This is a genomic window from Streptomyces sp. NPDC034043 (genome assembly GCF_055575675.1).
Genome location: NZ_JBVISF010000001.1, coordinates 426,356 through 445,176, shown reverse-complemented (window position 1 = coordinate 445,176; position 18,821 = coordinate 426,356). Strand labels below are relative to the sequence as shown.

The following is an 18,821-nucleotide window of genomic DNA, read 5'->3' as shown; positions in this document are numbered from 1 at the left end:
GTCAGCGCGGGTAGGGGGTGAAGTCGACGTCGAAGTCGAGGGGGAAGCTGCGGGGCTTCGAACCGGTGGCCCGCGCCCAGGCGTTGGCGATGGCGCCCACGGCGGCGGGCACCCCGAGCTCCCCCGCGCCGCCCGGTTCGGCACCGGTGGCCGGAAGCACGAAGACCCGTACGTCACGGGGGGTGTCGCGTTGCTGCGCCCAGTGGAACTGGCTGTAACTGCCCTCCAGGGGGAGCCCCTTGTCGATGTGCAGTCCGGCCCGCAGGGTGGTGGAGATCGCGTCGATGAGGCCGCCGATCATCTGGGCTTCCAGTCCGCGCGGGTTGACGGGCAGGCCCACGTCGACGGCGATGACCGCCTTGGTGACGCGGACGTGTTCCCGGTCGCGGGCGTCGATCTCCACGAGGCACGCGGTGCGCGACTTGTACTCCTCGTGGAAGGCGATGCCCTGCGCGCATCCGGCCGGCAGGGCCCGGCCCCACTGCCCCTCGGCGGCGGCCTTGTCGAGCACGGCGCGCTGGGCGTCGGTCTTCAGGAAGGTGCGCCGGAAGCGGTACGGGTCCTTGCCGGTGGCCGCGGCCAGTTCGTCCACCATGATCTCCTCGGCGCCCCGGGTGTTGGCCGAGTACACCGACCGCCAGGACCCGGTCGGGATGCCGGTGGGGACCTCGGTCAGGCCCTGGGTGGTGAGCCCGAAGTGGTACGGGGACTTGACGGTGGTGTGGAACAGGGTCTGGGCGAGGGTGGCGTTGCCGATGCCGGCGGGCAGGCTCGCGGCGGTGGCGGTGATGATCTCGCCGAGCCCGTGCCGGAAGTCCGTCTCGGCGGCGGCCACCCGGTGCTCGAAGCTGAGCACCTCCCCGAGCAGGTGGGTGGCCCGGATCCGGTGGTGGGTGGCGGGGCGCATACGGCCGTGCCGGGTGTCGTCCACGCGGGTCCACATCAGGCGGACCGGGCGGCGGCAGGCCTGGGAGATCCGGGCGGCTTCCAGCGCGGCGTCGAAGAACAGCCGCCGGCCGAAGGAGCCGCCGGCCTGGACCACGTGCACCCGCACCCGGTCCAGCGGCAGTCCGAGCTCGGCGGCGATGGTCTGCCGGGCGACGATGGGGGACTTGAGCCCGGACCAGATCTCGGCGCGGTCGGCGCGGACGTCGGCGACGGCCGAGTTGGTCTCCATGGGGGCGTGGCTGACGAAGGCGAAGTCGAACTCGGCGTCCACGTACGGGGTGAGCAACGGTGGTACGAGCAGCGGCGGGGTGGCGGCCCTCAGCTTGGTCCGGATCTGCGCGTCCGAGAGCTGGTCGGCCGGACCGGGCCCCCAGTCGACGGTGAGGGCGGCCTTGGCGGTGAGGGCCTGCCCGAACGTCTCGGCGACGACGGCGACGCCGGTCCTGACGGTCACCACGTCCAGGACGCCCGGCATGGCCCGGACCGCGGCGAGGTTGGTGACGGCGCGGACGGTGCCGCCGACGGAGGGCGGGCGGCGCACCACGCAGGGCTTCGCGCCCGGTACGTCGAGGTCGAGGGTGTACTTCTGGGCCCCGGTCACCATGGCGCGGGCGTCGATCCGGCGGGTCGGGGTGCCGATGAGGGCGTGTTCCGCGGCCGGCTTCGGGGAGGCGCCCAGGACGAGCAGGCCGGGGGAGGCGGCTTCGGCGGAGAGGCCGCCGTAGCTCGCGGTGCGGCCGTCGGGGGCCCGTACGGTGCCGTTCGCGGTGGTCAGCGCGGAGGCGGAGAGGCTCCAGCGCGCGGCGGCGGCCGCGACCAGGCGGGCCCGGGCGGTGGCGGCGCACTGGCGGACCGGCCCGTAGAGCGAGCGGATCGAGTTGGAGGACCCGGTGAGCTGGTTGAACAGCAATTCGGGGCGGGCGTCGTCCAGTTCCACCCGGACCGTGTCCAGCGGCGCGTCCAGCTCCTCCGCGACCAGCATGGCCACGGCGGTGGTGAGGCCCTGGCCGACCTCCTCGCGCGGCAGCCTGAACCGGATGGTGCCGTCCGTCTCCACGGCGAGCGCCAGCAGCGCGGACGTGGGGGCACCGGCCAGGATGAACAGGTCGCCCAGGTCGACGACGTCGGCGATGGCGGGCAGGCTCGGGACCACGGCGTGCGCGGTCTGGGGGGCGAGCAGGTCGGCTCCGGCACGGGTGACCAGGGCCAGCGTGGGCGCCGCGACCAGGTGGGTCAGGAAGGAGCGTCGGCTCCGCCCCCGGGGCGCGCTGCTCTGTTCGTTCATCCGGCCGTGTCCCCGCCCTCCCAGGGCCCGCAGAACGGACCGCCCCCCGGCTCATTACCGACACGTAGGGTAGCGATCACCGGGAGACGTGGGAAGCGTGGTGCACAGCGGGGTTCCTTCGTTCGAGTGGTGCCCCTGATGGGCGGACGACCCCGGGGGCGGACGGGAAGAGGGGCCCGGAGAAGTCGTACACCTCGCACATGGGAGCGACCGGCACCCCTCGGAGGGCCGTTTTCCGGCCATGGGCGCACGATGGAAGCAGACCCGTACACGGCGACGCACGAGGAGGTGTTCGCGGTGGCCAAGTACATGGACGTCCACCACGGGATGAAGGGCATCACGGCGGATGAGCTGATGGCCGCCCATCGGGCGGACCTGGCGATACAGGCGGACGAGAAGGTGCAGTTCGAGCGCGCCTGGGCCGACCCCGCCTCGGGAGAGGTGTACTGCCTGTCCGAAGCGCCCTCGGCCGACGCCGTCCGCCGCATCCACGAGCGTGCGGGACACCCCGCCGACGAGATCCACCCGGTGCCGCTCACGGTGTGACGGAGCGGCGGACTCCGACCGGGCGCGGTGTGAAGACGCACGGAAGCGGATTGGAACCGCATCCACGGCTGACCGGAAACATTCGTACGGACGGGAGGTAACCGGAAGGCCTTCGGCATATGCCCCGAGCAAGGCCGTTACGGATGTTGCCAAACGCCTTACAGGCCGTCTCCGGCTGTGCCACAGTCGTAAGCGGTCCACAGTCGTCCCCGGTCGCCCTCCGGGACCCGACCGAGCAGCGTCTGTATCGCCGCGCCTGTATCGGAGTCATCATGCCGTCCCACCTGTACGCGGACCGTCCCGCGCAGCCGCCCGAACCGGGATCGGTGGACGCACTGATCTCGCAGACCCGCCGGCTGCGCGGCGAGGTGGCCGCCGTGCGCCGCGACACCGTCGTGGACGACGACGACGCCCAGGGCCGCTGGCAGCGCGCACTGTGCGACCTCGCCGTGCACCACCTCGACGACCTCGGCCAGCACCTCGGCCAGCTCAAGGAGGGCCTCCCGCCCGCCCCGGAACCCGCGGAGCTGCCCGCGGCACCTCCCGAGCCCGCCGTGGAGGACCGCCAGACCCGCGTCGGCAGCGCCGAGTGGAACCTGCTGACGGACGAGGTCACCTGGTCCGAGGAGCTCTTCCAGATCTTCGGCCGGCCTCCCGAGGCGGGCCCGCTGCCCCTCGACGAGCTCGGCTCCACCCTGTTCTCCGAGGACCAGCCCCTGATGACCTCGATGGTCACGGACTGCCTGGTCGACGGCAAGCCGATAGACGGCGAGTTCCGCATCGTCCGCGCCGACGGGCGGGTCCGGACCCTGCACATGAGGGGCGAGCCCGTGCTCGACTCCGACGGCTGCACGGCCTCGATGTGGGCCCTGCTGCGGGACGTCAGCGAACTGCGCCGGAGCCAGCGGGCGGTGCGCGAGTCACGGGACTCGCTCCAGCGCCAGCGGGAGATCGCCCAGACCGAGCACCGGCTCGCGGTCGAGCTCCAGGAGGCCGTGCTCCCCCCGTGGCGCGGCTCCCTCCGGTTCCCGCACGGGAACGCGGGCACGATGGACGTGGCCGCGCACTACCTCCCCTCCGCGACCAGCGCGCTGATCGGCGGCGACTGGTACGACGCGCTCGAACTGCCCGACGGCAGCTCGCTCCTGACGGTCGGTGACCTGACCGGGCACGGGGTGACCGCCACGTCGGGGATGGCCATGATGCTCGGCGCCCTGCGCGGGATGGCCATGGCCGGGATCGAGCCGGGTCCGCTGATGGGCTGGCTGAACCAGCTGCTGGAGACCTCCGTTCAGCCGGCCCTCGGCTCGGCGGTCTGCTGCCGCTACGACCCCGCGCGCCGCGTCCTCTCCTGGGCCCAGGCCGGGCACCCGGCGCCCCTGCTCTTCCGGCGCGGCCAGGGCCGGCCCCTGCGATCCCCGGAGGGGGTGCTGCTGGGTGCCACCTCCGGAGCCGTGTACGGGCAGGCCGAGGAGCAGCTCGAACCGGGCGACGTACTCGTACTGCACACCGACGGACTGACCCCGCGCGGCATCGAGTTCGGCCGGGCGGACGGGACCGAGCGGCTGCTGGCGCTGGCGTCGCGTTTCTCGGGGGCCCGGTCGGCGCGGGACTGCGTACGGATGGTCACGGAGGAGTTCGGCGAGAGCGAGCGCGAGGACGACGCCTGCGTCCTGGTCGCCCGGATCGGCGGCTGACGGCGAGGACGGGGATCCCCGGTCCTACGGGTTCAGCGGGGCCGCGCCTGCACGGCGCGGCCCTTCCTCCTTGCCGTCCCTCCTCCTTGCCGTCTTCCCGATCTCCCGTCTGCCGCCGGTCTTCCGCACCCCGGCCGTACCGTCCCACGACGACACCCGGCCCCTAGACCGCCGCCCCGCGTGCGGCTGGGGCGGGGCTGTTCGGGAGGGCCAGCTCGATCTCCTCGCGCAGCTCCTCGATGCCCGCGTACCCGGCGTACTGGCCGGTGAGCCGGTACATCTCGCGGAGCCGGTCCCAGGTCCGGTGCGAGGAGGTCTCGTTCATCGAGACCAGCGCGAGGCGTGCGTAGCGGTCGGCCTGTTCGGGGTCGTCCGCGATGAAGCAGGCCGAGGCCATCGAGATGTAGTCGAAGATCTGCGAGCGCTGGTAGCCGTCGCCGCGCAGCCGCAGCGCCTCCCGCGCGTGCCGTGCCGCGATGGGCGCCGCCGAGGCGTCGTGGTCGGCGAGGGTGCGGTAGGCCAGGGCCTGCATGCCGTGCAGGTCGGCCTCGTCGAAGTGCTGCATCCAGGAGGGCGGCGGTACGTCGCCCTTGTCGGAGACGAAGAGCTCCTCGGCCTCCCCCAGGGTGCGGCGCATGGCCTGGCCCTTGCCCATGGCGGCCTGCGCCCAGGCCTCGATGGTGTGCAGCATGGCGCGGGTGCGCGGCAGGGTCTGCTCGCCGGAGCCGGACTGTGCCAGCTTCATCAGGTCCAGGGCCTCGTTCGGCTTGCCCAGGTGCACCATCTGGCGGGCGGCCCGGGAGAGGGCCTCGCCGGCACGCGGCCGGTCTCCGCCCTCGCGGGCCGCGTGCGCGGCGATGACGAAGTACTTCTGCGCGGTGGGTTCGAGGCCCACGTCGTGCGACATCCAGCCCGCCAGCACCGCCAGGTTGGCCGCCACCCCCCACAGCCTGCGCTGGAGGTGGTCGGGGTGGTGGTAGGCCAGCATGCCGCCGACCTCGTTGAGCTGGCCGACGACGGCCTTGCGCTGGAGCCCCCCGCCTCTGGAGGCGTCCCAGGCCCGGAAGACCTCGACGGACCGTTCCAGGGCCTCGATCTCCTGGGAGCCGATGGGCGCCGCCTCGTAGCGGTCGTAGCCCGCCGGGTCGGCCTGGTGGGAGTCACCGAAGTGCTGCGCGTTCCGGGCGCCGGAGGGCTCGGTGTGCAGCCAGTCGTACATGGCGTTGCTGAGGGCTGAGCCGGCGGTGAGCGCGGCTCCCGCGCCCATCAGGCCGCGACGGTTGAGCATGAGGTCCATTCCCGTGAATTCGGTGAGGACCGCGGCTGTGCGTTCGGGCGCCCAGGGCACTCCGTCGGGGTTCCGCTGAACCGCGTCCGGCTGCCGTCTGGTGGTGCGCCGCTGCCGTACGAACCCGAGGTCCTCGATGGTCACGACACGACCGAGCCGCTCGGTGAACAGTGCTGCCAGTACCGTGGGCACCGGCTCGCGCGGGGTCTCCCCCATGTCGATCCAGCGCCGCACCCGCGAGGTGTCGGTGGCCAGTTGGTGGTGGCCCATCGCGGCCGCCTGCCGGTTGACCATCCTCGCGAGTTCGCCCTTCGACCAGCCGGCCAGGCCGAACAGGTCGTTCAGACGGGTGTTTGGACCTTTGCTCACGTCAAGCCCCCAGGTTCTCGGCTGAGTTGACAGTAGCCGCCCGTCAGGTGCCCAGCGACTATTCGCCAGGGTTCGCCACCCGCCGCCCCGTGGTTCGCCACCTGCGGGCGGGTGTCAGGTAGGAATGCGCCTCCCCGACCCGGTTCACCGGCGGAACTCCCCAGGGTGAAGTACGGGATCCGGCGGGGCGGCGTACGCACTCGTCGGCGCACGAAGGGAACCGTAAACGCCATGTACGCAGCAACGTCCTCCGTGTCCGCCCCGGTCCGCCAGCACCGCACCCTCCAGGCGGGGGGCGGCACCTACCTCGAACCGGGCCGTCAGCCGGTACCGGCGCAGGGCGCCGTACGGGCTCGGCGGATGCCGGGAAGCGGACCGCAGCCCCTCAGCGGAAGAATCGACCTGTCCGGGCCGCAGGGGGCGCAGCTGCGCACCGCGCTCGCGTCGGTGCAGCGCATCTGTCCCGAGTTCGCCCCCGTCCAGGTCCTGCGCCGCAGCGGCCGGTCGGTCCTGCTGGTCGGGACGACGGGACGGATGACCGCGGTCGCGAAGGTTTTACTGGACCACTCGCCGGAGTGGCGCGAGCGGTACCGGCACGAAATAGCGACGTACCGGACCTTCGTCCGGCACCGCCCGCCGGTCCGCGTGCCCCGGCTGATCGCCGCCGATCCGGAGAACTGCGTCCTGGTGGTGGAGCGGATGGCGGGCCGGGTCGCCGCGCTCCAGCGGCATCCGGTGGAGGCGCCGCCGCGGCCCGACGTACGGGCCGCGCTGGGAGCCGTGTGCCGGGTGAACCAGTGGCAGCCGCCGGCCGATCTGTTCGGGCACCCCGTGGACTACGCGCGGCGGATCTCGCGCGACCACGAGCTGGGCCTGCTGACCGACCGGGACTTCGGCGACCTGCAGAAGCTGCTGCACGGACTGCGGCCGGCGAGTACGCCGTGGCAGTTCAACCACGGCGACGCGCTGCTGTCGAACCTGCTGCTGTCCCCGGCGGGGCCGGTGCTCCTCGACTGGGAGCACGCCGGCTGGTACCTGCCCGGCTACGACCTGGCCACGCTGTGGACCGTGCTGGGTGACGCCCCGGCGGCCCGCGGCCAGATCAGCCGGCTGGCGCAGTCGGCGGGCCCGGCGGCGCGGGACGCCTTCCTGGTCAATCTGATGCTGGTGCTGACGCGGGAGATCCGGATGTGCGAGACGGCGGTGCAGCGCTCCATGCTGGCGTCCGCTCCGGACCGGCCGCTGCCCGCGGGGGCGATCTCCTCGGGCGAGGAGCAGCGTCTTCTGCTGCGGCGACTGCACGACGACGCGGGGATGGCCCGTAGAGCGGTCCGGGCGGCGGTCGGCACGCGCTGACCGCCGGCCCGTCCGGCACCGAACACGGATCCCGTGTGCCGCACACCCAGTGTGCGGGGCACGGGATTCGGCCTGTCCGGGGCCGGGACCGTTGCGCGCGCGTGCCTTGACTTCCCATGATCCCCGGAACAGTTTCTCTGACTCGGCATCAGAACGGCCCGAGCCGCCCGCCTTCCTCCCACCCCGCTGGAGCCCGCCCATGACCGAGGCCATGCCCGTGACCGAGACCCCGGACCGCCCGCGCGCCGTGCCGCCCAGCCGCCGGGCGGTCCTCGCCGGTACGGGGGCCGGGGTGCTCGCCGCCGCCGTGCTGCCGGGTGCTGCCGCGCGGGCCGCCGAGAGCCCGCTCGGCGAGTACGACGTCGTCGTGGTGGGCTCGGGTGCGGCGGGGATGACGGCCGCGCTGACGGCCGCCGCGCGGGGGCTGAGCGTACTGGTGGTGGAGAAGGCCCCGGCCTTCGGCGGTTCCGCGGCGCGCTCCGGCGCGGGGATCTGGCTGCCGAACAACTCGGTGATCCTGGGCGCGGGGGTGCCGGACACCCCGGAGAAGGCCGCGGCGTACCTGTCGGCGGTGGTGGGGCCGCAGGTGCCGGCCGACCGGCAGCGGGCGTTCCTCGACAACGGGCCGCGGATGCTGGACTTCGTCATGGCGAACAGCCCGCTGCGGTTCCGTTTCATGGACGGCTACAGCGACTACTACCCGAACCTGCCCGGCGGGCTGCCGAACGGCCGCTCCATCGAGCCGGACCAGATCGACGGCAACCTCCTGGGCGCCGAGCTGGCGCACCTGAACCCGGCGTACATGCCGGTGCCCGCCGGGATGGTGGTGTTCAGCCGGGACTACAAGTGGCTGAACCTCGCGGCGGTCAGTGCGAAGGGGCTCGCGGTGTCCGCCGAGTGCCTGGCGCGGGGCACCAGTGCCGCGCTGCGCGGGGAGAAGCCGCTGACGATGGGCCAGGCGCTGGCCGCCGGACTGCGGGCCGGGCTGTTGCGGGCGGGGGTGCCGGTGTGGCTGAACAGCCCGCTGGTCGACCTGGTGCGGGAGGGCGGTGCGGTCACCGGGGTGGTGGTGGAGAAGGAGGGCGTACGGGGTGTCATACGGGCCCGCAGGGGCGTGGTGATCGGCTCCGGCGGCTTCGAGCACAACGCGGAGATGCGGGCGCGGTACCAGCAGCGGCCGATCGGCACCGAGTGGTCGGTGGGTGCGAAGGAGAACACCGGTGACGGGATCCGGGCCGGTGAACGGGCGGGCGCGGCCCTGGCGTTGATGGAGGACGCCTGGTGGGGGCCGTCGATCCCGCTGCCCGGGGAGCCGTACTTCTGCCTGGCGGAGCGGACCCTGCCGGGCGGTCTGATGGTGAACCGGGCGGGCACCCGCTTCGTGAACGAGGCGGCGCCGTACAGCGACGTGGTGCACGTGATGTACGAGAAGGACCGGGACGCCACGGGCTCGCACATTCCGGCGTGGCTGATCGTGGACCAGAACTACCGCAACAAGTACCTGTTCAAGGACATCCTGCCGACGCTGCCGCTGCCGGAGGCGTGGTTCGCGTCGGGTGCGGCGAAGAGGGCGTGGACCTGGGACGCGCTGGCCGGGCAGATCGGGGTGCCGGCGGGTGCGCTGCGGGCGACGCTCAACCGGTTCAACGCCCAGGCGTGGAGCGGGACCGACGCCGACTTCCACCGGGGCGACACGGCCTACGACCACTACTACACGGACCCGAACGTGGTGCCGAACTCGTGCCTGGCACGGGTGTGGGCGCCGCCGTTCTACGCCTTCCGGATCGTCCCGGGCGACCTGGGCACCAAGGGCGGCATCGTCACCGACGCCCGGGCGAGGGCGCTGCGGGCGGACGGTTCGGTGATCCGGGGCCTGTGGGCGGCGGGCAACGCCAGCGCGGCGGTGATGGGCCACAGCTACGCGGGGGCCGGATCGACGATCGGGCCCGCGATGACGTTCGGCTACGTCGCGGCGAACGACATCGCGGACAGCCGCTAGTCGGTGTCGGCGGCATCGCCGGCCGGCGCCGCTTTGACGGAACGGTCTGGGGCCGGGCCGGGTCAGCCCTGCTGGAAGAGCTCGGCGGGGAGCGGCTTCAGCAGCGCGTAGAGGTCGTCGGTGATCGGGCGGTCCCAGCTGGCGATCGTCACGAGGACGTTGTCGCTGCGGTCGAACTGCACGCAGGAGATCCGGCCCTCGGAGAGCTTGATCTTGCGGACGATGAGGAGGTTGTCGCCCTGCATGACGGGGCAGTCCTCGGTCCCGGTGACCTCGACGTCCTCGTCGTTCTCGAGGGCGTCGAGGAGCTGGGCCACCTCGAAGGGGACCTGGCCGTCGGCGAGCTCGCGCGCCGGGGATCCCTCGGGGAGGTTGCCGATGATCATCGCGGGGCCGCGGCCGCCGAACAGGTCGTAGCGGAGGAAGACGCCCTGGCAGCTGCCGTCGGGCGCGGGGAGCAGCCCGGCCCCGAGGTTGCCCGGCCAGTCCCCCGGGTCCATGGCCAGGACGTCGAAGTCCGGGCCGGCGGGTGTGGCGGCGCGGTGGCGGCGGAGGAAGGACATGCGGCCCATGGTACGTGGCCGCGCGGGTTTTCCGGCGCCGGGGGCTCTCCCGCGGCGCAGCGGGGCACGGCGGTGCGGGGCGGGGCGCGGGAGGGGTTGCGCGCCGGGCGGGGGCCCGCCGGGGGCGGCCGCGCCGGTGCTGCGGACCTGCGGGTATGGGGTGTGCGCGCCGGGTACTCCTTACCCGGGGGGCGGGCCGGCGTGATGAGCTGCGGTCACGCCACCTTTCCCGCCACGGGCCGCCGCACTGGCTGTATCTTGCTGTGCGTCCCCACGTCCGGTCATCGATCGTTTTCGATTCGACAACGATCGCTTCGGCGGTGGGGATCTTGTCGCCCGGGGGGACCTGCCGTCGCTACCGTCGTCCCCGGTGCGCAGACGGATCTGCCCTTCGGACGTATGGGAGCACAGACAGATGACTGTCCCCGTTGGCGGTCCGCCGCTTTCCCTCACCACGACGCCCGCCCGGACACGGGCACTCGCCGCGGAGAGACGACTGGAGGCGGACGAGATCCTCGGCACCGTGTCCCTCTCCGAGCGGACCGGCGTCCCCGTGGAGGGGGCGGCGGCGCTGCCGCGTGGCGAGGAGTTCGCCCGTCCCGCGCCCGCCCGGGCGGCGAACCGGGCCGTGGGGCCCGCGGTGATCAGCGGGATCCTCTCCTCGGAGGTGGCACGGTGAACCTGTCCCGGTCGATGCGCAAACTGTGCGCCACGCTGACCTCCTCGCTCGACCTGGAGGCTCCGGTCGAGCCGCAGATCCTCTTCCGGGCCCTGTGCGACGCCATGAGCCGCACCCGGGGCGGCCGCCCGATCGTGCTGCGCTTCGAGCGCTTCCCCTCGGAGCTGACCACCTCGGGCCTGTGGCTGAACATGGAGGACTACGACATCGTCGTGGTGGAGAAGTACACGACCCCCGACCACCAACTGGTCATCCTGGGCCACGAGCTGTGGCACATGAAGGCGGGCCACTGCACCGGCCACGGGCGCGGGGCGGCCGACGCGGCCCGGGCCCTGCCCGACGCCTCGGACCTGACGTACGCCAGTGTCGCCGCGCGGTCCCACTACGAGGACACCCAGGAGATCGAGGCCGAGAGCTTCGGGCTGATGCTCGGCGACCGGTGCAGGGCGTGGCTCACGGGCGGCGACGCGGCCGGGGCCGCCCGCCGGAGCGATGTCGCCGGCCGGATAGGCAACGCGCTCGGCTACCGCGGACCGATCGGTTGACGGTGACCTCGGACAAGTACTACATCCCGTACCTCATACCCGCGGCGATCCTCACCCTGGCCTTCGCGATCCGGCTCCCGGTCATGATGAGGTTCTGGCGCATCGACCCCAACGTCCGGGCCGTCGGCGGCCTGCTCCTGCTGGCCTCGGCCGTCTTCTACTTCGGCCGGCCGAAGACCCTGGTCCTGCTGAACAGCGCGACCGGCGTCAGCAACTTCGCGGCGCCGGTGGTCTACACGCTGCTCACGATGTTCTGCGCCTGCTGCCTGATCATGATCATCCACTGGCGGGGCGGCGATCCCCGGCGGGTGCGCCGGACCAACTGGACGATCGGCGTCGTCTACGCGACCGTGGTGGCCGGTCTGTGGATCACCTTCGCGTTCGCCGAAGTCCCGGTCGAGCGGCTGCGGGACCTGGACACGTACTACGCCAACACCCCCTGGATGCGCGAGCACATCATGCTCTACCTGGGGGCCCACACCACCGCCTGCGCGATCACCGCCGTCGTCACCTGGTCCTGGCTGCGGGAGGTCTCGGGCTGGCTGCGCTCCGGCCTGGTGCTCCTGGTCATCGGGTTCATCCTGAACCTCTGCTACGACACGGTGAAGCTCACGGCGGTGTTCGCCCGCTGGAACGGTCACGACCTGGACTGGCTCAGCACGTACGTGGCCCCGCCCATCGCCTCCGTGTGCGCCCTGTTCATCGCCGTCGGCTTCATCCTGCCCCACGCCGGCCAGGCGCTCCAGGGGATCTGCACCGACTACTACCACTACCGGTGCCTCGCCCCCTTCGTACGCGAACTGGCCGGACTGGACACCGGTTCGGTACGGCTGCCCCGCCGGTCCTCCATCAGCCGTCGCCTGGTCCAGCGCAGGACCCGGATCAGCGACGGGCTGCTGCGGCTCCAGCCGTACATGGACCCCGAGGTCCGCGAACGGGCCCTCGCCGAGGCGCGGGCCCGGGGCGAGGCCGCCGAGCGGGCGGCGGCGACCGCCGACGCGGTGGCCGTGGTCGCGGCGGTCGCCGCCCTGCGCGGGGGTGCCGGGGCCGAGCCGGAGGACGGCCCGGTGCCCGGCCCGGCGGCGGCACCGGACCTCGTCGCGGTGGCCAGGGCCCTGCGCCGGTCCCCCGCCGTCACCGCCTTCCGCGCCCGGTCCGGCCCCTCAGACCACCGAGAGAGCGTGAGTCCATGAGCAGTTCACCGCCGTCACGCGCCCGGCACACCGCGGTCGTGGCCGGGGGCAGCCTGGCCGGCATGCTCGCGGCCGCCGCGCTCGCCGGGGCCGGCTCCGGCGAGGTCGTCGTCGTCGAGCGGGACGCACTGCCGGACGGGCCCGTGTCCCGCAAGGGGCTCCCGCAGGCCCATCACGCGCACCTGCTGTGGTCCGGCGGGGCCGCGGCCATCGACTCCCTGCTGCCCGGCACGATCGGGGCGCTCAGGGGAGACGGGGCCCACCGGATCGCGCTGCCCACGAACATGGTGGGCTTCTCCCCCGAGGGCTGGTTCCGCCGCTGGGCGCGGGAGTCCCACTACGTGCTGATCGCCAGCCGCGACCTGCTCGACTGGCACGTCCGCCGGGCCGTCGCGGCGCTGCCGAACGTCACCGTCACCGACCGCACCGAGGTACTCGGCCTGACGGGCGACGCCCGGCGCGTCACCGGGGTGCGGGTGCGCGGGACGGACGCCGTGGAGCGGGTCCTGGACGCGGACCTGGTGGTGGACGCCTCCGGGCGGGCCTCCCGAACGCCGCGGTGGCTGGGCGAGCTGGGGGTGGCCGGGCCCGCCGTACGGACGGTCGACCCCGGACTCGTCTACGCCAGCCGGATCTTCCGGGCCCCGGCGGACCTGGGGAGCACGTTCCCGCTGGTCGTGAACGTCCAGGCCGATCCCCGCGGGGCCGGTCCGGGCCGGTCCGCGACGCTGGTCCCGATCGAGGGCGACCGCTGGCTCGTCACCCTGTCGGGGACGCGCGGCGGCGAACCCAGCACCGATCCGGAGGCCTTCGGAGCCTTCGCCCGGGGTCTGCGGCACCCGATCGTCAGCGAGCTGATCGCCGGGGCGGAGCCGCTGACGGACGTGGTGCGCACCCGTACGACCGTCAACCGCAGGCACCACTACGAGAGGGCCGCGCTGCCCGGCGGGTTCCTGGTGCTCGGGGACGCGGTCGCCGCCTACAACCCGGTGTACGGGCACGGGATGTCGGTGGCCGCGCAGAGCGCCCTCGCGCTGCGGGAGGCCGTCGCCCGGTACGGCTGGGCCGACGCGCGGCTCGCCGCCCGTGCCCAGAAGGCCGTCGCGGGTCCGGTGGCCGCCGCGTGGGCCCTGTCCACGGGGAACGACGTCTTCTACCCCGGTGCCACCGAGAGCGGGCCGACGGCGGCCGAGCGGGTCGCCGCCGCCTACGTACGCCGGCTGATGCGCACGAGCACCGGCAACGGGCGGGTGGCCCGGGCGGTGACCGACGTGATGACCCTGGAGCGGCCCGCCACCCGGCTGTTCACCCCGCCGGTGCTGCTGGCGGCCCTGCTGGGGCCGCGCCGGGCGCAGCTGACCGGGCCGCCGCTGGGGCCGGCGGAGCGGGCGGCGGTCGCGGCGCTGCGGTCCCGGGCGTGACCGCGGGTGGCTCGGGGCGAGGGGCTCAGCCGTGCCACCGCCAGGTCAGGGAGCCGTCCTCGGGGAGCGCCGTCCAGCGGGCCGAGGCCGCGTCGAGGGCGGTGCGGGCCCGCTCCAGGTCGGCTTCGCCCAGCACGGGACGGCCCACGCCGCGTCCCGTGACGGGCAGCCCCGACCAGGCGCGGTACGCCCAGTTGACGGCCATCTCCGCCGCCATCACGGCGTCGCCCTTGCGGCGCAGCACCTTCAGACCCGACCGGCGGTGGCGGCCGGGCTCTGTCATCTCGAACCCCTGGAAGGTGGCGCCGTCGGCGACCGCCCCCCAGAAGCCGTCGGTGATGCCCAGTGCCTCCTCGACCGCGGCGTGGGCGAGGTCGTGCGGGACCGTCGGGCCGGTGGGCTGCGCGGGCATCCGTACGTCGGGGCCGCGGCGGCCGGTGACCGTGATCTCGTGCCGGTTCCCCGGCAGCTTCCTGAAGGCGATGTCCACCGGCAAGACCGTAGGGCGCCCGGTGCGGCGGCGCCAGTGGATTCGGCGAGCGGGACGCGCGGGCGGGTTTGCCGCGGCCGTACGCGGATAGCCGCCAGGTGAGGCACCCTGGCGTGCCGGTCCACGGTCGTCCCCGGGCTCCGCGCGGGGACGCACCCCGACCCGGAGGCGAATCGATGAACACGAACCGCGGGTACGACGCCCCGGAGCGGCGCGGCGCGCTGCTCCCGGACGCGGGGGCCATGCTGGACGAGCACGGCCGTGCGCCGGGCGCTCCCTCCCGCACCGGTACGGGCTCCGGCCCCGCCGCGGACGCGGCCCGGGTGGACGAGGCGCGCGCGCAGGCGGGCCCCTCGGCGGAGGCCGAGGTGAACGTACTGGTCAGTCACTGCGACCGGGCGGGCGCCGACGCCGTGCTCGGTGTCCTGGCCGAGGCGTTCCCCGGGATGACCCCGCCGGTGCTGGAAGGGGCTGCCGGGCCCGCGGCGGCCACGAGCGTCTGGTCGACGACGGTGGACGTCCGCAACCGGGCGCCCGCCGCGAGCCCCCGGGCCCGGCCGGCGGCACCGGTGACGGCGGAGCTCGACGGCGCCGCCGAGCCGGTGCGCCAGGTCCGCGCCGTCCTGGAGGACGCCTTCGCCGGCGAGCACCTCGGTACGGTGTCCGGGGAGCACGAGCTCCAGGTCGCGCTGCGGCTGTCCGCCCGCCCGGCCTGACGCCGGGCCCGCGTCCCGCCTCGGGTCAGGTCAGGTCGAAGCGGCCGCCGCGCGCCCCGAGCACGAACTTGCGCCACTCGCGCGGCGCGAAGACCAGCGAAGGGCCGTCGGGGCGCTCGCCGTTGCGCATGGCGATGAACCCCTCCACGAAGGCGACCTGCACGTCGCCCACCCCCCGGCTGCTGCCCTGCCAGTCGGCCCCGCTGAGATCGAGCTCGGGCCTGCCCCAGCCGGCGGACGGCTGCGAAGTCGTGCTCTCGGCCACGTGCGTGCTCCTCCCGGTACGGTACGTCGTCGGGGGCCCAGGGTAGCGATCGCGGCGGGTGCCGCACAGGCCACGGGCAGTGACGCGCGGCGGGTCCGGCGGAGCGCCCCGCCAGCGGCCGGCGGCTGCGCTTCCGCGCGTCGGGAACCCGGCGGCCGCGCGCGCACGTCAGGAACTCGGCGGCTGCGCTCCGACGAGCCACATCGCGAAGAACTGCGCGCCGCCGCCGTACGCGTGCCCCAGCGCCCTGCGTGCCCCGGGGACCTGGTGTTCCCCGGCCCGGCCGCTGACCTGGAGCGCCGCCTCCGCGAAGCGGATCATGCCCGAGGCGCCGATCGGGTTGGTGGACAGCACCCCGCCGGAGGGGTTCACCGGGAGGTCGCCGTCCAGTTCGGTGACGCCGGCCTCGGTGAGCTTCCAGCCCTCGCCCTCCTGCGCGAAGCCGAGGTTCTCCAGCCACATCGGCTCGTACCAGGAGAACGGCACGTACATCTCGACCGCGTCGATCTCCCGACGGGGGTCGGTGATCCCGGCCTGCCGGTAGACGTCGGCCGCGCAGTCCTTGCCGGCCCGGGGCGAGACGAAGTCCTTGCCCGCGAAGAGCGTCGGCTCGCTGCGCATCGCACCGCCGTGCACCCAGGCGGGGGGCCTGGGCGAACGGGCCGCGCCCGCACGGTCGGTGAGGACCATCGCGCAGGCGCCGTCCGAGGAGGGGCAGGTCTCGGAGTACCGGATCGGGTCCCAGAGCATCGGCGAGGCCTGGACCTTCTCCAGGGTGATGTCGTGCTCGTGCAGGTGCGCGTACGGGTTCTTGAGCGCGTTGCGCCGGTCCTTGTACGCGACGAGCGATCCCACCGTGTCGGGGGCGCCGGTGCGCCGCATGTACGCGCGCACGTGCGGGGCGAAGAAGCCGCCCGCGCCGGCCAGCAGCGGCTGCTGGAACGGGACGGGGAGCGAGAGCCCCCACATGGCGTTGGACTCGGACTGCTTCTCGAAGGCGAGGGTCAGGACGGTGCGGTGGACGCGGGCCGCGACCAGGTTCGCGGCGACGAGGGCGGTCGACCCGCCGACGGAGCCCGCCGTGTGGACGCGGAGCATCGGTTTGCCGACCGCGCCGAGGGCGTCGGCCAGGTAGAGCTCCGGCATCATCACCCCCTCGAAGAAGTCGGGGGCCTTGCCGATGACGACGGCGTCGACGTCCGCCCAGGTCAGCTCCGCGTCGGCGAGGGCGCGGGCCGCCGCCTCGCGGACCAGGCCGGCGATGGAGACGTCGTGCCGGGTGGCGACGTGCTTGGTCTGGCCGATCCCGACGACGGCCACGGGCTCCTTGCCCGGTGTGCTCATGCTCGGTCCCCTTCCAGGACGGCGACCAGGTTCTGCTGGAGGCAGGGGCCGGAGGTGGCGTGTGCGACGGCCCGCCGGGACTCGCCGCGGTGGATGCGGGCGGCCGCCTCGCCGATCCGGACGAGGCCGGCGGCCATCATCGGGTTGGCGGCGAGGGGGCCGCCGGAGGGGTTGACGGCCACCGCTTCGCCCAGGCCGAGCGCCTTGCGCAGCACGACCTCCTGGGAGGAGAACGGCGCGTGCAGTTCCGCCGTGTCGACGGGGGCGTCGAAGACCCCGGCGTGCTCGGCGGCGGTCCGGGTGGACGGGGAGTCGGTGAGGTCGCGCAGGCCCAGGCCGTGGGCCTCGATGCGGTGGTCGATGCCGGTGATCCAGGCGGGCCGCTCGCACAGGCGCCGGGCGAGGTCCCCCGCGGCCAGGACGACGGCGGCCGCGCCGTCCCCGATGGGCGGGCAGTCGCCCGTGCGCAGGGGCCGCACCTGGTAGTCGCCTTGCGGGACGGGGCCGCTGAGCTGGGCGTGCGGGTTGTCCTCGGCGGAGGCGCGGCTGCGGGCGCCGATCGCGGCGAGCGCGGCCTCGTCGGTGTCGCCCGCGTCGATCAGCGCCTGCGCCTGGAGGGCGGCCAGGGCCACCGAGTCGGGCCAGAGGGGGGCCAGGTAGTACGGGTCGAGCTGCCGGGTGAGGACGTCCCGTACGGATCCGGGCGAGGACTTCCCGTACGCGTAGACGAGCGCGGTGTCGGCCTCACCGGTCTGGATCTTGACCCAGGCCTCGTAGAGCGCCCAGGCGCCGTCCATCTCGACGTGCGATTCGGAGATCGGCGGCCAGGCGCCGACCCCGTCGAGGGTCATGGTGAAGGAGAAGGCCCGGCCGGCGAGGTAGTCGCTGGAGCCGGAGCAGGTGAAGCCGATCTCGCCCGCCTTGAGCCCGGTGGCCGCCAGCACCCGGTGCAGGACGGGCATCACCATCTCGACTTCGCTGAGTTCGTCGGTGCGGCGCAGGTGGTCGCTCTGGGCGAAGGCGACCACGGCCACCTCGCGCGCGTGGCGGGCGTTCCGGGGCATCAGAGCAGCTCCTTGTACGCGTCGTAGTCCGCGTCCGGCTCGCCGGTGGGGCGGTAGTGGTCGGGGTAGCGGCCGCCGTCGGTCCACACCGGTTCGACGCGCAGGCCCATGCGGACCTGGTCGTACGGGATGCCGCCGATCCGGCCGTGGAGGGCGAGGCCGGCGCCGTCGAGGGCGATGTGGGCGTAGACGTAGGGGACGTCGATGTCGAGGTTGCGCGCCTTGATGTTGACGATGCAGAAGGTGGTGACGGTGCCGGCCGGGCCGACCTCGACCCGGTCGGTGGTGGCCACCCCGCAGGTGGGGCACGCGCCGCGCGGGGGGACGTACACCTTGTGGCAGGAGGGGCAGCGCTCGCCGACGGTGCGGCGCTCGGAGAGGGCGTTGATGTAGGCGGTCTGGGCGCGGCCGGGACTGTAGGTGTAGTCGAGGCGGGCCTCGGCGACGATGCCGGTGACGGGGTCGGCGAACACCCCGTCGTGCGGTGCGGCGGCGCCTTCTTCCGCGCGGCCCCCGTACGGCTCGAAGCAGGCGATGTCGGTGATGGCACCGGTGCGCTCGGCGGCCCAGCGGATCCGCACCCGCATCCCGGTGGACACGGCGTCGGGGCCGGGGGCGTCGAGGGCGTGCAGGATCGCGGTGTCGGCGCCGTCGAGCCTCACCAGGACCCAGGCGAAGGGGGTGCCGAGGGGCTGGTGGGGGCGGGGGTCGCCGTTCCACGCCCAGGTGGTGACGGTACCGGTGGGGGCGACCTCGACGAGCTCCCGGATCTCCTCGGCGGTGGCGGGGTCGTACTCGGCGGGCGGCACCATGACCCGCCCGTCGGAGGTCCTGACGCCGAGCACGACCCGCTGCCGGAGCCCGGTGAGGAAGGCGCTCTGGACGGGCCCGAGGGAGCGGGTGAAGGGGAACTCGACGACGAGGGGCGCACGCAGCACCTCGGGCGGGGACGCGGCTGTCATGGATGCTCTCCGATTCTCGGGGGCGGTGGGACCGGGCGATCGGAACGGCCACCGGGCGGTGGCGGGGGGCGGTGGCGGGGGCTGCGGGACG

General features: G+C 73.9%; 17 protein-coding genes. 9 read left to right on the top strand and 8 right to left on the bottom strand.

The window, feature by feature from the left end; all coding sequences use genetic code 11:
- Window position 1 precedes the first annotated feature (1 nt).
- Window positions 2–2,233 carry a xanthine dehydrogenase family protein molybdopterin-binding subunit gene (locus ACZ51S_RS02395; protein ID WP_468959341.1) on the bottom strand — a complete coding sequence of 744 codons (2,232 nt, stop codon included), beginning with the start codon at window positions 2,231–2,233 and terminating at the stop codon, window positions 2–4.
- Between the two features lie 297 nt (window positions 2,234–2,530).
- Between ACZ51S_RS02395 and ACZ51S_RS02390 the strand changes: the two genes are divergently transcribed.
- Both ACZ51S_RS02390 and ACZ51S_RS02385 read left to right on the top strand, forming a co-directional pair.
- Window positions 2,531–2,779 (top strand): SCO4226 family nickel-binding protein, encoded by a 249-nt coding sequence (locus ACZ51S_RS02390; RefSeq protein ID WP_388937478.1) that lies wholly within the window; start codon window positions 2,531–2,533, stop codon window positions 2,777–2,779.
- Between the two features lie 272 nt (window positions 2,780–3,051).
- Complete coding sequence (locus tag ACZ51S_RS02385; protein ID WP_468959338.1) at window positions 3,052–4,476, top strand: PP2C family protein-serine/threonine phosphatase; 1,425 nt, start codon at window positions 3,052–3,054, stop codon at window positions 4,474–4,476.
- A gap of 163 nt (window positions 4,477–4,639) precedes the next feature.
- Here ACZ51S_RS02385 and ACZ51S_RS02380 read toward each other — a convergent pair whose 3' ends face one another.
- A complete protein-coding gene (locus tag ACZ51S_RS02380) occupies window positions 4,640–6,133 on the bottom strand; it encodes a DNA-binding protein NsdB (RefSeq protein ID WP_468477161.1) in 1,494 nt (497 codons plus the stop codon).
- A 231-nt stretch (window positions 6,134–6,364) separates the two neighbouring features.
- Between ACZ51S_RS02380 and ACZ51S_RS02375 the strand changes: the two genes are divergently transcribed.
- Window positions 6,365–7,489 carry an aminoglycoside phosphotransferase family protein gene (locus tag ACZ51S_RS02375; RefSeq protein ID WP_468477162.1) on the top strand — a complete coding sequence of 375 codons (1,125 nt, stop codon included), beginning with the start codon at window positions 6,365–6,367 and terminating at the stop codon, window positions 7,487–7,489.
- A 199-nt stretch (window positions 7,490–7,688) separates the two neighbouring features.
- Window positions 7,689–9,488 (top strand): 3-oxosteroid 1-dehydrogenase, encoded by a 1,800-nt coding sequence (gene kstD / locus ACZ51S_RS02370; protein WP_468959335.1) that lies wholly within the window; start codon window positions 7,689–7,691, stop codon window positions 9,486–9,488.
- Window positions 9,489–9,550: 62 nt separating this feature from the next.
- Here the strand turns inward: kstD and ACZ51S_RS02365 are convergent, their stop codons facing one another.
- On the bottom strand, window positions 9,551–10,051 hold the full coding sequence (locus tag ACZ51S_RS02365) for a hypothetical protein (RefSeq protein ID WP_214942325.1): 501 nt from the start codon (window positions 10,049–10,051) through the stop codon (window positions 9,551–9,553).
- Window positions 10,052–10,466: 415 nt separating this feature from the next.
- Here ACZ51S_RS02365 and ACZ51S_RS02360 point away from each other — a divergent pair, with 415 nt between their 5' ends.
- The 4 genes from ACZ51S_RS02360 to ACZ51S_RS02345 are packed head-to-tail and all read left to right on the top strand — an operon-like array spanning window position 10,467 to window position 13,889.
- Window positions 10,467–10,730 carry a hypothetical protein gene (locus ACZ51S_RS02360; RefSeq protein WP_468477164.1) on the top strand — a complete coding sequence of 88 codons (264 nt, stop codon included), beginning with the start codon at window positions 10,467–10,469 and terminating at the stop codon, window positions 10,728–10,730.
- Window positions 10,731–10,744: 14 nt separating this feature from the next.
- Window positions 10,745–11,275 carry a toxin-antitoxin system, toxin component gene (locus ACZ51S_RS02355; protein ID WP_388937480.1) on the top strand — a complete coding sequence of 177 codons (531 nt, stop codon included), beginning with the start codon at window positions 10,745–10,747 and terminating at the stop codon, window positions 11,273–11,275.
- A 2-nt stretch (window positions 11,276–11,277) separates the two neighbouring features.
- On the top strand, window positions 11,278–12,468 hold the full coding sequence (locus ACZ51S_RS02350; protein WP_468801848.1) for an MAB_1171c family putative transporter: 1,191 nt from the start codon (window positions 11,278–11,280) through the stop codon (window positions 12,466–12,468).
- A complete protein-coding gene (locus tag ACZ51S_RS02345) occupies window positions 12,465–13,889 on the top strand; it encodes an NAD(P)/FAD-dependent oxidoreductase (protein WP_468477166.1) in 1,425 nt (474 codons plus the stop codon). The genes ACZ51S_RS02350 and ACZ51S_RS02345 overlap by 4 nt, the downstream gene beginning before the upstream one ends.
- A gap of 25 nt (window positions 13,890–13,914) precedes the next feature.
- On the opposite strand, the gene ACZ51S_RS02340 is transcribed toward ACZ51S_RS02345, so the two are convergent.
- Window positions 13,915–14,379: a hypothetical protein gene (locus ACZ51S_RS02340; protein ID WP_468477167.1), complete on the bottom strand. Its 465-nt coding sequence runs from the start codon at window positions 14,377–14,379 to the stop codon at window positions 13,915–13,917.
- Window positions 14,380–14,555: 176 nt separating this feature from the next.
- On the opposite strand from ACZ51S_RS02340, the gene ACZ51S_RS02335 reads away from it, so the two are divergent.
- Window positions 14,556–15,095, top strand: coding sequence for a hypothetical protein (locus tag ACZ51S_RS02335; protein ID WP_468477168.1), 540 nt, complete (start codon window positions 14,556–14,558; stop codon window positions 15,093–15,095).
- A gap of 25 nt (window positions 15,096–15,120) precedes the next feature.
- Here the strand turns inward: ACZ51S_RS02335 and ACZ51S_RS02330 are convergent, their stop codons facing one another.
- From ACZ51S_RS02330 to ACZ51S_RS02315, 4 genes are all read right to left on the bottom strand, one after another.
- Window positions 15,121–15,360, bottom strand: a complete 240-nt coding sequence (locus ACZ51S_RS02330; protein ID WP_388936500.1) for a DUF397 domain-containing protein — start codon at window positions 15,358–15,360, stop codon at window positions 15,121–15,123.
- 168 nt (window positions 15,361–15,528) lie between these two features.
- Window positions 15,529–16,704 (bottom strand): thiolase domain-containing protein, encoded by a 1,176-nt coding sequence (locus ACZ51S_RS02325; protein WP_468959333.1) that lies wholly within the window; start codon window positions 16,702–16,704, stop codon window positions 15,529–15,531.
- Window positions 16,701–17,768, bottom strand: a complete 1,068-nt coding sequence (locus ACZ51S_RS02320; protein WP_468477171.1) for a thiolase domain-containing protein — start codon at window positions 17,766–17,768, stop codon at window positions 16,701–16,703. Before ACZ51S_RS02320 ends, ACZ51S_RS02325 begins: the two co-directional genes overlap by 4 nt.
- Entirely contained in the window at window positions 17,768–18,730 is a 963-nt protein-coding gene (locus tag ACZ51S_RS02315) for a Zn-ribbon domain-containing OB-fold protein (protein WP_468477172.1), read from the bottom strand. The genes ACZ51S_RS02320 and ACZ51S_RS02315 overlap by 1 nt, the downstream gene beginning before the upstream one ends.
- Window positions 18,731–18,821 lie beyond the last annotated feature (91 nt).

Excerpts from the sequence above, each read along its gene's own strand:
- ACZ51S_RS02395 (WP_468959341.1), bottom strand. The coding sequence starts at position 2,233 with ATGAACGAACAGAGCAGCGCGCCCCGGGGGCGGAGCCGACGCTCCTTC.
- ACZ51S_RS02385 (WP_468959338.1), top strand. The coding sequence starts at position 3,052 with ATGCCGTCCCACCTGTACGCGGACCGTCCCGCGCAGCCGCCCGAACCG.
- ACZ51S_RS02375 (WP_468477162.1), top strand. The coding sequence starts at position 6,365 with ATGTACGCAGCAACGTCCTCCGTGTCCGCCCCGGTCCGCCAGCACCGC.
- kstD (WP_468959335.1), top strand. The coding sequence starts at position 7,689 with ATGACCGAGGCCATGCCCGTGACCGAGACCCCGGACCGCCCGCGCGCC.
- ACZ51S_RS02365 (WP_214942325.1), bottom strand. The coding sequence starts at position 10,051 with ATGTCCTTCCTCCGCCGCCACCGCGCCGCCACACCCGCCGGCCCGGAC.
- ACZ51S_RS02360 (WP_468477164.1), top strand. The coding sequence starts at position 10,467 with ATGACTGTCCCCGTTGGCGGTCCGCCGCTTTCCCTCACCACGACGCCC.
- ACZ51S_RS02355 (WP_388937480.1), top strand. The coding sequence starts at position 10,745 with ATGCGCAAACTGTGCGCCACGCTGACCTCCTCGCTCGACCTGGAGGCT.
- ACZ51S_RS02345 (WP_468477166.1), top strand. The coding sequence starts at position 12,465 with ATGAGCAGTTCACCGCCGTCACGCGCCCGGCACACCGCGGTCGTGGCC.
- ACZ51S_RS02335 (WP_468477168.1), top strand. The coding sequence starts at position 14,556 with ATGAACACGAACCGCGGGTACGACGCCCCGGAGCGGCGCGGCGCGCTG.
- ACZ51S_RS02325 (WP_468959333.1), bottom strand. The coding sequence starts at position 16,704 with ATGAGCACACCGGGCAAGGAGCCCGTGGCCGTCGTCGGGATCGGCCAG.
- ACZ51S_RS02320 (WP_468477171.1), bottom strand. The coding sequence starts at position 17,768 with ATGCCCCGGAACGCCCGCCACGCGCGCGAGGTGGCCGTGGTCGCCTTC.
- ACZ51S_RS02315 (WP_468477172.1), bottom strand. The coding sequence starts at position 18,730 with ATGACAGCCGCGTCCCCGCCCGAGGTGCTGCGTGCGCCCCTCGTCGTC.